Raw genomic sequence first — 12,712 nt, 5'->3', positions numbered from 1 at the left:
GCGTCAAGGAGGCGTCATGTCGCAACAAACCAAATCTTCAGCCACCCCACAGGCCGGTCCCGTGCGCAATGAGGGGCCGTACCAATCGTTCAGCGGCTATGGGGTGGTGGCGCTGATCGCCGTGCTGTTCATCGTTGGCATGCTGCTGGTGCTGTCGCGCACGCCACTGCTGGCCGGCGTGGTCACTTTCATGCCTTGGTATTTCGGCATCGGCTTCATTGTGCTGGCGGCATTGCTGGCGCCGGGCTTCTACATGCTGCAGCCCAATGACAGCGTGATCCTGACGCTGTTTGGCCGCTACTCGGGCACCGACCGCGCGGAAGGGCTGCGCTGGGCCAACCCGTTGCAGGCCAAGCAGCATGTGTCTTTGCGCGCGCGCAACCTGAACACCGCCAAGCTGAAGGTCAACGACAAGCGCGGCAACCCGGTGGAGATCGGCGCGGCGGTGGTCTGGTGCGTGCGCGACACCGCGCAGGCGGTGTTCGAGATCGACGACTACGTGCGCTTCGTCGAGATCCAGGCCGAGGCGGCGATTCGCCACCTGGCCACCATGTACGCCTACGACAACGGCGACGACCTGCACCCCGACGAGACCACGCTGCGCGCCGGCCTGGAGGTGGTGGCCAACGCGCTGAAGGCCGAGCTGAACCAGCGCTTCGAGCGCGCTGGCGTCGAGGTGCTGGACGCCAAGCTGACGCACCTGGCCTACGCGCCTGAGATCGCGCAGGTGATGTTGCGCCGCCAGCAGGCGGTGGCCATCGTCAGCGCACGGCACCAGATCGTGGCCGGCGCGGTGGGCATGGTGGAGGCAGCGCTCAAGGGCCTGTCCGAGCGCAACCTGGTGGTGCTGGACGACGAGCGCAAGGCCGCCATGGTGAGCAACCTGCTGGTGGTGCTGTGCTCGGACAAGGACACGCAGCCCATCGTCAACACCGGCACGCTGTACGCTTGACGGCGCGGCGAGAATGGTGGTGATGGTTCTTTTTGCACGCCGCATCCATGGCCAGCCCAGGTAAGAAAGCCTATCCGCTGCGCGTGGACCCGGCGCTGTGGGCCGAGATCGAGCGCCTGGCCGCGCAGGAGCTGCGCAGCGCCAATGCGCAGGTGGAATTCCTGCTGCGCGAGGCGCTGGCGCGGCGTGGTCGCTTGCCGAAGAAGGATGCGGCAGGCAATGCCGCGTCCGACAGCGCGGGAAACGCTGAAGATGGCGGCGGGCCGGGCGCCTGACGCATAGCGGCTGGTCACGCACTGCTGGACTGTGAAGACAGCGCCGCGGCGGCATGTCACAACGCCGTCACGCGACATCGGGATACTGCGCCACTTGTCAGGGCATCAGCGCCCTTGCACGCGGACCACGCATCACTCCCAACCCATCATTGAAAGTCTCCCCGATGTCAGAACAACTGCAGGCCGGTCGCCGGCAAGTCCTCAAATTCCTCGCTGGCGTTCCCCTGCTGCCGCTGAGCACCATGGCCTCCAGCTCGGTGTTGCTGTCTGCCTGCGGCAGCGGCAGCGCTGCGCCAGCGCCTACCTTTGTCTCCGCCAGCTTCGCCCCCATGGCCGCGCCCACGCTGGCCGCTCCGGCGGCCATGGCCACCACCACCGTGGGCTCGACGCTGAACGTGGCGCTGAGTGACGGCACCTCGGTCAGCTACAAGCTGGCTTACCAGCCATTCTTCGTCACCGGCGACATGGTGCCCAACGGCGCGGGCGGCACCATCCTGGCCGGGGGCTACGTGGACATCAGGAACCAGCCCATCATCGACCGCTCGGTGGCGGGCAAGGAGCGCCAGTTTTTCTCAGACGCGCCGGATGGCACCTCGCTGCTGGCGCTGCCCAACCCCACCGTCACCGGTATCAAGGGCAAGGCGGTGTTCGCGGTGGTGCAGTTTGAATACACCACGCGCGACCAGTCTGGCAACGACACCTACGGCACGTTGCCCTCGCCTATCGCCGTGCTGACGCTGGACCAGGACCAAGCCACCGGCAAGCTGACGCTGGTGAAGTACCACAACGTGGACACCTCGGCCGCGCACGGCCTGTGGATCACCTGCGGCGCCAGCCTGTCGCCCTGGGGCACGCACCTGTCCAGCGAGGAGTACGAGCCCGACGCATTCACGGCGGCCACGACGGCGCAGTTCCAGCGCTTCAGCACCAACGTCTACGGCAGCACCAGCGCCGCCAACCCCTACCACTACGGCCACCTGCCGGAGGTTACCGTCAACCCCGACGGCACCGGCAGCTGCAAGAAGCACTACTGCATGGGCCGCATCTCGCACGAGCTGGTGCAGGTGATGCCGGACAACCGCACCGTGCTGATGGGTGACGACTACACCAATGGCGGCCTGTTCATGTTCGTGGCCGACCGCGAGAAGGATTTGTCTTCCGGCACGCTGTACGTGGCCAAGGTGGGTGCGGGCTTCTCCATCGACCCGGCGGCGGCCGGCGCGCCGCTGAGCTGGATCAAGCTGGGCAGCGCGACCAGTGCCGAGATCGAGGCGCTGGCCAACACGCTCAAGCCCACCGACATCATGCAGGTGGCCACCACCGACCCGGGTGACACCAGCTTCACCAAGATTTTCATGGACGGCAAGGCCAACTGGGTCAAGCTCAATCCCGGCATGGAGAAGGCCGCAGCCTTCCTGGAGACCCACCGCTACGCCAACCTGGTTGGTGCCAGCATGGGTTTCACCAAGCTGGAAGGCACGACGGTCAACATCAAGGACAAGATCGCCTACTCAGCGCTGCAGAACATCCAGGGCTCCATGGTGCGCGGTAACGCGGCCTGGCGCGAATCGGTCAACATCACCGTGGAGAAGGCGCTGGTGGCCGGCGGCGTGCTGGCCCACACGCTGGCGGGCAGCCAGAAGGACACCGCTGGTGCCGCCATCACCAGCGAGTGGGTGCCGGTGCAGACCAAGGCGCTGCTGATGGGCGAGGACATCGTCGCTGATGCGCTGGGCAACACCTCCAACCCCGACAAGATCGGCAACCCGGACAATCTGAAGTTCTCCGAGAAGATGCGCACGCTGTTCATCGGCGAGGACAGCGGCACCCACGTCAACAACTTCCTGTGGGCCTACAACGTGGACACCAAGGTGTTGTCGCGGCTGATGTCCATCCCCGCCGGCGGCGAGTCCACTGGCCTGCACGCGGTGGACGAGATCAACGGCTGGACCTACATCATGAGCAACTTCCAGCACGCCGGTGACTGGAGCAGCAGCTTGCACGCCAAGGTGCAGGCCACGCTGGACCCGCTGGTGCGTGCCAATTACAAGGACCGTTACGGCGCCGCTGTGGGCTACCTGACGGCCGACGCCGTCAGCATGAAACTGGGCAAAGTCTGAGGGGACGGCATGGAGGGTTGGGCCAGCCCTCGGGCAGGCTCAAGAAAGGTCGGGACTTGCCGATGTAAAGAGCATAGGCCCTTGAACTGACCCCACCATGCAACCCACAGACGATTTGAAAAGGCAGGTCAAACTGGGCGCCATGAGCTTCGCCAAGGTATTGCGGGCGCTGACCGATGGGCCCAGTTCCGCGCAGGAGATGCAGGAGGCGACCGGCCTGTCGCTGGAAACGCTGCACAACCTGATGCGCGCGCTGCGCAAGGAAAAGCTGGCGCACATAGGCTCGTGGGAAAAAGACGCCCTGGGCCGCGACACCATACGCATTTACCGCCTGGGCGCGGGGCAGGACGCACCCCGGCGCAAGAAGACCAAGGCGCAGATTGCCCGCGAATGCCGCCAGCGCAAGTTGGAACAGAAGATGCGTGCCGCCTTCCAGCCTGTGGTGTTGAGCCCGGTGCCGGTGGGGGATGCGCCGCTGGTCAATGGCGTGCCCGCACGCGACGGCGAAGGCAAGACACGTGGCGGCTACTGGCGCCACGCTGCGGTAGCCAAGGCCGCCTGAACGGTCGGCCTGGAATTGCCGAATGGCGACTCCCTGACAGTCGCTCAACGGCGGCTTGGTGGTTGGCCGCCGCTTGATGGCCGTCAACTGGTTTAGCTGATTGCCTGGGCGATAATCTCACCCATGTTCTTCTCGCGCCAATGCAAATCCATCGCCCGGCTGGTGCTGGTGTGGTTTGCCATGTCGCTGGGCGCGGCAGTGGCCTCGCCCATCGTGGCGCCCCAGGGCCTGGAAGTCATCTGCTCCGGCTCCGGCGTGATGAAGATCCTGGTGCGAGCCGCCGACGGCACTGCCACCGAAGTGTCCAAGCCCATGCTGGACTGCCCGGCCTGCGCCACATTGGGCGCGCCGCCACCGGTGCTGGTGCTGCAGGTGGCACCGGCGCAGCCGCTGGCCTATGCGCTGCAGAGCATCCCCTCGGCCCCCATTGCGGTGTGCACCGCCGCGCCGCTGCCCGCGCGCGGGCCGCCCACGCGTTCCTGAAGCCCCCACGCCTTGCGCGTCGCACCCGTTGACGGGTCGCGCCCGTGCCTTTGCATCGCTTTTGTTTCAGGAGTGCGCTCACCATGCGCCTGCATTGTCTGGCGGCCGCCCTGGCCGCCGTGTTCCCATTCTGTGGCGCGCTGGCCGAAGAGAGCCAGGCCGCCGTCGCGCCCGTGAAGTCGCTGGGCGTGGTCACCGTAGACGGTGGCCGCCCCAGTTCGCTGCCGACCCAGATCCCCGCCACCATGGAAGGCATCAGCGCCGGCCTGATGGCCCAGGCCATCAACGCCAGCGACAGCGAGGACGCGCTGAAATACCTGCCCAGCCTGCTGGTGCGCAAGCGCTACATCGGGGACTACAACCACGCCATCCTGTCCAGCCGGGCATCCGGCACCGGCAACAGCGCCCGCTCGGCCGTATATGCCGATGGCATCCTGCTGTCCAACTACCTGGGCAACGGCGTGGGGGGCTTGAGCTTTCCGCCGCGCTGGGGGCTGGTAACGCCGGAAGAGATCGAACGGGTGGACGTGATGTACGGCCCGTTCTCCGCCGCCTACGCCGGCAATTCCGTGGGCGCGGTGGTGGACTATGTGACACGCATGCCCACCCGCTTCGAGGCCCATGCGCAAGTCGGCTACGTCAGCCAGCCGTTCGACCTGTACAACACGCACAGCACCTACCGTGCCTGGACCGCCAGCGCCGCTTTGGGCAGCAAGAGCGGCGACTGGTCGTGGTATGTCAACGTCAACCGCACCGACAGCCAGGGCCAGCCGCTGACCTTTGCCACCCGGCTGCTCAGCGCCGGTGTGGCCGGTGGCGCCGGCACGGTGGTGAGCGGCGCGGTGGCCGAGCGCAACAACGCCAACCAGCCTTGGTATGTGCTGGGCACCGGCACCCAATACAGCACCGTGCAGGACCATGCCAAGCTGAAGCTGGCCTATGACGTGACACCCGCGCTGCGGGCCAGCTACGTGTTGGGCAGTTGGCACAACGCGTCAGAGGGCAACCCGGTCAGCTATTTGCGCGATGGCGCGGGCAACCCTGTGTACAGCGGCGCCGTCAGCGTCAACGGCCTGGCCTTCAGCGGCGCGCAGGCGTTGACTGGCGCCGACTTCGCCATGACGCGCGAAACCCTGCGCCACCAGATGCAAGGCCTGTCCTTGAAGCGCCATACCCAAGGCCCGAACCAGGGTGAATTGGATTGGGAAGTGGCCGCCAGCCGCTACGACTACCAGCAGGACAGCAAGCGCCAGAATGCCGCTGCCAACCCGTTGCCCGCCGCCAGCAACGGCGGCGCCGGCACGCTGGCCGATGGCAGCGGCACCGGCTGGAGCACGTTGGCCTTCAAGGGCGTGTGGCGCCCGCAGGGCATGCAAGGTGCGCACGTGTGGGACTTCGGCTACCAGCAGGACCGCTATGCGCTGAGCTACACCACATCCACCGTCACCGGCAACTGGCTGGCTGACCCGGCCGGGGTGTTGGCCAACGCCGTCGGCGGCCGCACTGAACTGCGCAGCCTGTATGCGCAAGACGCCTGGGCCTTCGCAGCGCGCTGGAAAGCCGTGTTGGGGCTGCGGCTGGAGGACTGGGCGACTGAGGACGGCTTCACCACCTTTGGCCCCGGCAACCCGGCCAACGCGCGCTACGGCGCGCGCAGCGAGCGCTTCAGCTCGCCCAAGGCGGCGCTGTCGTACCAGTGGGCGGATGACGTGGTGCTGAAGGCCGCTGTGGGACGCGCCGTGCGCATGCCCACCGTGGCCGAGCTGTATGGCGCCACCTCCACCACCAATGCGCTGTACATCAACGACGCCACGCTGCGCCCTGAGAAGTCGTGGACTGGCGAGCTGACGGCCGAGAAGGACCTGGGCAATGCGCTGCTGCGCCTGACCTTCTTCGCCGAGGACACGCGCGACGCGCTGTACACGCAGACGGTGCAGGACGTGGCCGCTAACCGGGCCATCAGCCGCGTGCAGAACGTGGGCTACATGCAGACACGCGGCCTGGAGCTGGCCTACAACGGCAGCAATGTGCTGTGGCAGGGCCTGGAGCTGTCGGCCAGCCTGACCTATGCGGATTCGCGGGTGACGCACAACGCCGGCTACGTGGCCACGCCCGGCGACACGCTGGGCAAGCAGCAGCCCAATATCCCCAGATGGCGCGGCGCGCTGCTGGCCAGCCACAAGCTGGACGAGCACTGGGCCGTGTCGCTGGGTGCGCGCTACAGCGGCACGCAGTACCGCACGCTGAACAATGCGGATGTCAACGGTTCCACCTACATGGGCGTAAGCCCCTACTTCACGGTGGACATGCGCGTGCGCTACACCATCAGCAAGCAGTGGACGGCGGCGTTGGGCATCGACAACCTGAACAACTGCAAGTTCTGGAACTTCCACCCCTACCCGCAGCGCAGCTACAGCGCCGAGCTGCGTTTTGACCTCTAAGGACGATGATGAACAAGAGCTTGAGCACCTTCGCAGCGCTGAGCCTGCTGTCTGCCGCACTGGGCGCTGCTCAGCAGGCGCAGGCCCATGTGGTGCTGGACCAGACCAGCGCCACCGTTGGCAGCTACTACAAGGCCACCTTCCGCGTCGGCCACGGCTGCGGCAGCTCAGCCACGCGGCAGGTCGTGGTGCAGATACCGGCCGGCGCCCAGGGCGCCAAGCCCATGGCCAAGCCGGGCTGGGCGCTGGAGGTCACCCGTGCACCGCTGGCCCAGCCGGTGCCGGACCCTGGCCGCCCGGTGGCCGACGACGTGGCGCGTATCAGCTGGACAGCCAGGACCCCCGGTGACCTGCTGCCCAACGAGCAGTTCGACGAGTTCAGCCTGCTGGTCAAGTTGCCGGCCACGCCCGGCACGCTGTACTGGAAGGTGAGCCAGGTTTGCGAACAGGGTCGCATGGACTGGGTGGAGGTGCCGCTGCCGGGCCAGACTGTCAAAGGGCTGAAGAGCCCGGCTGCGGCGCTGGAGGTGCTGCCGGCCACCGCCCCTGCACCAGCACCGGTCCCGTCCGGCATGCCGATGATGGGCGGCGAACACAAGCACTGATCAGGTGGTCTTCAGCCGCTCATTCTGCGGGAACATGGAGCGCTTGGCCTCGTCGTCCATCTCGGTCTTGAAGGTGTGGCGGGTCTTCAGCGCTTCGGCACGCTGCGCGGCGGGGCGGGCGTTCACCGTGTCCAGCAGGCGCTTCACATGCGGCAGCTTGTCCCAGTGGTCGCCGCCCAGCACGAAGGGCACGGCGCGCGCCCAGCCCCACACCGCCATGTCCACCAGCGTGTAGGTGTCGCCCAGCATCCAGGGGTGGTCGGCCAGCCGCTCGTTGATGATGTTCCAGTGCCGCCAGGCCTCGTAGTCGTAGCGGTTCAACGCATACACCTGCGGCTGCGGCGCGTAGTGGCGAAAGTGCACCGACTGGCCGCTGAAGGGCCCAATGCCGCTGGCCACGAACATCAGCCACGACAGCATCTCGCCGCGCGCAGCGTCGCCTGGGGGCGGCAGGAACTGGCCGGTCTTCTCCGCCAGGTACAGCAGGATGGCATTGCTGTCGAACACCGCCACATCGCCGTCCACGATGGCGGGCACCTTGGCGTTGGGGTTGATGGCGGTATAGCCGGTGGCGTGCTGCTGGCCCTTGCGGGTGTCCACTGGAACCACTTCGTAGGGCAGGCCGCTTTCCTCCAGGAACAGCGCCACCTTGGCCGGGTTGGGGGCGGTGTTGTAGTAGAACTTGATCATCGTTGTTGGCTCCGTGGCAGCCCGTCCGGAAGTGGCGAGCATCGCGGTGCAGTATCACCCGGATCAGCACATCGTGCAGTCGTGGCCCCATCCAGCAGGCCGCTGGAGGCGAGGGCCACCTTCGCCACGCGTTGCCATTTGACGACGATCAAGCCCATGCCTGGCCTTCGCTGCCTGGCTTGACGGCTGTCAAGTGGAGTCGGGCCCCGAGGCGTCAATCTACAGGCCAGCGCGGCAAGTGTGCCGTGCACCCGCAGGATGGAGACATACACACCATGAAAATCTCGAACTGGAGCATAGGGAGCCGCCTGGCGGCAGGCTTTGGCCTGCTGATCGTGATGATGGCGGCGATGGTGGCGCTCAGTGCAGCCCGGTTCTCGGCTGTGGGAGAGATCAACGACCGCATCATTGAGCGTGACTGGGTCAAAGCCGACGCCACCAACGTCATCAACGCGGCGACCCGCGCGAATGGCCGGCGCACGATGGAGCTGGTGTTGGCCAGCGACGCGACACAGATGGCGCGCGCCAAGGAAGCCATCGAGGTCAACAAGAAAGCCATCGCCGAGGCGCTGCAGACCCTGGATCGCCTCGTGAGCCTGCCCGAAGGCAAGGCGCTGCTGGCACAGTTGAAGGAAGCGCGGGGCCGTTATGTCGCTTCTTTCACGCGCGTGGCCGCCCTGGTGGATGCGGGTGACCGCGAGGGCGCGGTGCGCCTGCTCCACGGCGAGACCCTGCCGGCGCTGGATGCACTGCAGAAACCGATACAAGAGCTCAATGACCTGCAGCGAAAGCTGGTGGTGGACAGCAGCGCCCAGTTGCGCAGCGACATCTCCAGCGCCCGTGCCATGCTGCTTGCCTTGGGCGTGGGGGGTGCGTTAGCGGGCATCGCCCTGGCTTGGTGGTTGGCACGCAGCATCGTGCAGCCACTGGCCCGAGCGGTGGCTGCGGCCCGTGCGGTTGCAGGCGGCGATCTGTCGCACAGCATCACGGTGGACCGCGGAGACGAGGCAGGCCAGTTGCTGGCCGCCTTGCAGGACATGACCCACAGCCTGTCGCGGGTCGTGCAACGGGTGCGCGGTGGCGCCGACCACATGGCCACGGCCACCAGCCAGATTGCCGCCGGCAATCTGGACCTGTCCTCGCGCACTGAGGAACAGGCCAGCGCCTTGCAGCAGACAGCTGCCTCCATGGAGCAGCTGGCGGCCACCGTCAAGCAGAACTACGAGGCCGGTATGCAAGCCAACCAGCTTGCCGAGTCTGCTACCGGTGTTGCCGTCAAGGGCGGCGCGGTGGTGGCCCAGGTGGTTCAAACCATGGAAGCCATTCACGGTTCTTCGTTCCGCATTACAGACATCATCGGTGTCATTGAAGGCATCGCTTTCCAGACCAACATCCTGGCGCTCAACGCGGCCGTCGAGGCGGCGCGTGCCGGTGAGCAAGGGCGGGGGTTCGCGGTGGTCGCCGCCGAGGTGCGCAACCTGGCCGGCCGCAGTGCACAGGCCGCCAAGGAGATCAAGGCGCTGATCACCCAATCCGTTGGCAATGTGGAGGAAGGTTGCAAGCTCGTGGAACAGGCCGGCAGCACCATGGACGAGATCGTGGTCAGTGTGCGGCGGGTGGCCGACCTGATGCGCGAAGTGACCACCGCCAGCCGGGAGCAAACCTCGGGTATTGATCAGATCAGCCAGGCGGTGGCGCAGATGGATACCGTCACCCAGCAGAACGCCGCGCTGGTGGAGGAGGCGGCCGCGGCTTCGCAGTCGCTGGAGCAACAGGCCAGCGAGCAACTCGACGCAGTGCGCATCTTCCGCATCGGATCAGAGATGGCACCTGCGAATCCCCCACTGCTGCTGCAGGTGGCTTGAACGCGCAAGGAGGCCGCATGGCTTATTTTGTTTGGGCCAGCGACATGGAAATTGACGGTGGCCATGTGGACGCTGATCACCGTCACCTGGTCGATCTGGTCAACCAGTTGCACACCGCTACCACGGAGGGCCGGGGGCGCGAAGTGGTCGGCGGTATCCTGGATGCGTTGATCACCTACACCGCCGAGCATCTGCTGCGCGAGGAGACGCAGATGGAGGCGGTGGGCTTTCCCAAGCTGCAAGCGCACAAGCAAGGGCACCAGGCCTTCATCGCGAAGTTGCAGGCGCTGAAAGCCAAGTACGACGGCGGCAGCATCACCGTGGCGGCGCAGTTGTCCAATGTCCTGCGCGATTGGCTGTCACTGCATATACGGCGCTCGGACAAGGAACTGCGCGATTTTTCGCGCGCCAACGGGAAACTGCGATTGCTGCAGAAGCCGTGATGCGCGGTGTGCAAGGTCGCGCGGCTGTTGTCAGCAGGCAGCGGTCGCAGCACTTGCAACGCCGGGACGGCCGCTCGTTGCGCCCGGGGTGCAACGCGGTTCCATCCGCACGCTGATCAGTGCCAGCGCCAGGCCGGCCAGCGTCAGGAGTGCTGCCACCCAGCCCAGTGCGCCCAGGCCCAGCGTGCTTTCCACCACCTTGGCGCCCAGCCAGGCTCCCAGCGCGTTGCCCAGGTTGAAGGCGGCGATGTTCAGGCTGGAGGCCAGGTTCTGCCCCGCACCTTCGGCTTGTTGCAGTACGCGCATCTGCAATGGCGCCACGGTGGCAAAAGCCGCCGCACCCAGCAGGCCGGTGAACAGGATGGCGCTCCAGGCCTGGTGCATGGTGAAGGTCATTGCGCCCAGCACCGCGGCCAGCAGCAGCAAGCTGCCCAGCAGCGTGCGCACCAGGTGTTTGTCGGCCAGCTTGCCGCCCAGCAGGTTGCCGCCGATGAAGCCGGCGCCAAACACCAGCAGGATGGGCGACACCGCTGCCTGGCTGAAGCCGCTGATCTGTGTCAGCAGCGGCTGGATGTAGGTGAACAGCGCGAACACGCCGGCAAAGCCGAACACCGTCATTGCCAGTCCCAACAGCACCTGGGGCCGCGCCAGCACCTTGACCTCGTCGCGGAACGACGTGGCGGGGCCGCTGGCCTTGTCCGCCGGCACCAACGCGGCGATCACCGCCAGCGCCAGCAGCCCCAGGCCCGTGACGGCCCAGAAGGTGGCGCGCCAGCCAAAGTGCAGACCCAGCCAGGCACCGGCCGGCACGCCCAGCAGCGTGGCGGCGGTCAGGCCGGTGAACATGATGGAGATCGCGCTGGCCTTGCGTTCGGGCGCCACCAGGCCGGTGGCCACCACCGAGCCGACGCCAAAGAAGGTGCCGTGGGCCAACGATGTCAGCACGCGCGCGGCCATCAGCACCTCGTAGTTGGGTGCCAGCGCACAGGCCAGATTGCCCAGGGTGAACACCGCCATCAGCGCCAGCAGCACGGTCTTGCGCGGCCAGCGGCCGGTCAGCGCGGTCAGCAGCGGTGCGCCGGCGAACACGCCCAGTGCGTAGCCGGAGATCAGCAGCCCGGCGGCGGCGATGGACACACCCAGGTCGGCGGCCACCTGCATCAGCAGGCCCATGATGACGAATTCGGTGGTGCCTATGCCGAAGGCACCGGCCGTCAGCGCGAACAGCGCTGGCGGCAAGCGGTTGGAGGAAGCTGTGGGGTTCATGCCGCAATGGTCGTGCTTTGCGGTTTTGAAATAAAGCAGCAAAATGGTGAATCACTTTCAAATAATCCTTATAAATGGAACGCTTGGACGACCTGGCCCTGTTCCTGCGCGTGCTGGACCAGGGTTCCATCAGCGCCGCCGCGCGCAGCCTGGACCTGAGCCCGGCCGTGGCCAGCCAGCGCCTGGCCCGGCTGGAAAAGGAGCTGGGGGTGCGCCTGCTGCACCGCACCACCCGCCGCCTGCACCCCACGCCAGAGGGTCTGGCACTGGCCGAACAGGGAAGGGGCTTGGTGGAAGACCTGGACGCACTGGTGGGCAGCCTGCGCCAGTCCGGCGAACAGGTCAGCGGCACGCTGACGGTCACCACGTCGGCCACCTTCGGGCGGCTGCATTTGTCGCCACTGTTGCTGGAGTTCATGGCGCTGCACCCTCAGGTGCGCGTCAACGTGGACCTGAACGACCGCGTGGTGGACCTGGTGACGGCCGGCTTCGATCTAGCCGTGCGCGTGGGCGCGTTGGTGGATTCCACGTTGGTGGCGCGGCGGCTGGCGCCCAACCGCCGCGTGCTGGTGGCTTCACCGCACTACCTGGCGCGGCGCGGCGCGCCGCAGGTGCCGGTCGAGCTGGCGCAGCACGATTGCCTGATACTCACCGGCGCCCAGGGCCGGCAAGACCGTTGGACCCTGGGCGATGGCCAGGGCGGCGAGACCACCGTGCAGGTGCACGGCCGGCTGGAAAGCAATTTCGGCGAACTGCTGCGCGACGCCGCCGTGGCCGGTGCCGGCATTGCGCTGCATTCCACCTGGCATGTGGCCGACGACTTGAAGACCGGGCGCTTGCAGGTGCTGTTGCCGGACTACCCACTGGCCGCCACCGGCATCTGGGCCGTGATGCCGCAGCGCCGGCTCATTCCCCCGCGGGTGCGGGCGTTTGTGGATTTCCTGGCCACCCGGCTGGGGGATGCACCGCCGTGGGATGCCGGGCGTTCTTGGTGAACGCTGCCGGGGGCG

Annotated in this window: 12 protein-coding genes; 10 read left to right on the top strand and 2 right to left on the bottom strand. The window is 66.7% G+C overall.

The annotated features are described in order from the left end of the window. Positions 1-16: 16 nt before the first annotated feature. From AC1DX2_RS18595 to AC1DX2_RS18565, 7 genes are all read left to right on the top strand, one after another. On the top strand, positions 17-952 hold the full coding sequence (locus AC1DX2_RS18595; protein WP_477197885.1) for an SPFH domain-containing protein: 936 nt from the start codon (positions 17-19) through the stop codon (positions 950-952). A gap of 47 nt (positions 953-999) precedes the next feature. Next, on the top strand, positions 1,000-1,227 hold the full coding sequence (locus tag AC1DX2_RS18590; protein ID WP_477197884.1) for a type II toxin-antitoxin system antitoxin: 228 nt from the start codon (positions 1,000-1,002) through the stop codon (positions 1,225-1,227). Between the two features lie 164 nt (positions 1,228-1,391). After that, positions 1,392-3,347 carry a PhoX family protein gene (locus AC1DX2_RS18585; RefSeq protein WP_477197883.1) on the top strand — a complete coding sequence of 652 codons (1,956 nt, stop codon included), beginning with the start codon at positions 1,392-1,394 and terminating at the stop codon, positions 3,345-3,347. A gap of 97 nt (positions 3,348-3,444) precedes the next feature. Continuing rightward, entirely contained in the window at positions 3,445-3,909 is a 465-nt protein-coding gene (locus AC1DX2_RS18580) for a hypothetical protein (protein WP_477197882.1), read from the top strand. 123 nt (positions 3,910-4,032) lie between these two features. After that, positions 4,033-4,392 (top strand): hypothetical protein, encoded by a 360-nt coding sequence (locus AC1DX2_RS18575; protein WP_477197881.1) that lies wholly within the window; start codon positions 4,033-4,035, stop codon positions 4,390-4,392. Between the two features lie 83 nt (positions 4,393-4,475). Beyond that, on the top strand, positions 4,476-6,833 hold the full coding sequence (locus AC1DX2_RS18570) for a TonB-dependent receptor (RefSeq protein ID WP_477197880.1): 2,358 nt from the start codon (positions 4,476-4,478) through the stop codon (positions 6,831-6,833). A gap of 20 nt (positions 6,834-6,853) precedes the next feature. Continuing rightward, positions 6,854-7,438, top strand: coding sequence for a YcnI family copper-binding membrane protein (locus AC1DX2_RS18565; protein ID WP_477197879.1), 585 nt, complete (start codon positions 6,854-6,856; stop codon positions 7,436-7,438). Here the strand turns inward: AC1DX2_RS18565 and AC1DX2_RS18560 are convergent, their stop codons facing one another. Next, positions 7,439-8,128, bottom strand: coding sequence for a glutathione S-transferase family protein (locus AC1DX2_RS18560; protein WP_477197878.1), 690 nt, complete (start codon positions 8,126-8,128; stop codon positions 7,439-7,441). It abuts the gene before it with no gap. A gap of 275 nt (positions 8,129-8,403) precedes the next feature. Here AC1DX2_RS18560 and AC1DX2_RS18555 point away from each other — a divergent pair, with 275 nt between their 5' ends. Then, complete coding sequence (locus AC1DX2_RS18555; RefSeq protein ID WP_477197877.1) at positions 8,404-9,993, top strand: methyl-accepting chemotaxis protein; 1,590 nt, start codon at positions 8,404-8,406, stop codon at positions 9,991-9,993. Positions 9,994-10,010: 17 nt separating this feature from the next. Then, the gene (locus AC1DX2_RS18550; RefSeq protein ID WP_477197876.1) at positions 10,011-10,436 is read left to right on the top strand and encodes a bacteriohemerythrin; all 426 of its coding nucleotides are present in this window, start codon (positions 10,011-10,013) and stop codon (positions 10,434-10,436) included. 30 nt (positions 10,437-10,466) lie between these two features. On the opposite strand, the gene AC1DX2_RS18545 is transcribed toward AC1DX2_RS18550, so the two are convergent. Further along, on the bottom strand, positions 10,467-11,675 hold the full coding sequence (locus AC1DX2_RS18545) for an MFS transporter (protein WP_477198376.1): 1,209 nt from the start codon (positions 11,673-11,675) through the stop codon (positions 10,467-10,469). Between the two features lie 101 nt (positions 11,676-11,776). Here AC1DX2_RS18545 and AC1DX2_RS18540 point away from each other — a divergent pair, with 101 nt between their 5' ends. Then, on the top strand, positions 11,777-12,697 hold the full coding sequence (locus AC1DX2_RS18540) for a LysR family transcriptional regulator (protein ID WP_477197875.1): 921 nt from the start codon (positions 11,777-11,779) through the stop codon (positions 12,695-12,697). Positions 12,698-12,712 lie beyond the last annotated feature (15 nt).

The organism is Hylemonella sp. P2_B10 (assembly GCF_056404875.1).
This window is presented reverse-complemented; position numbering and strand designations above follow the sequence as displayed.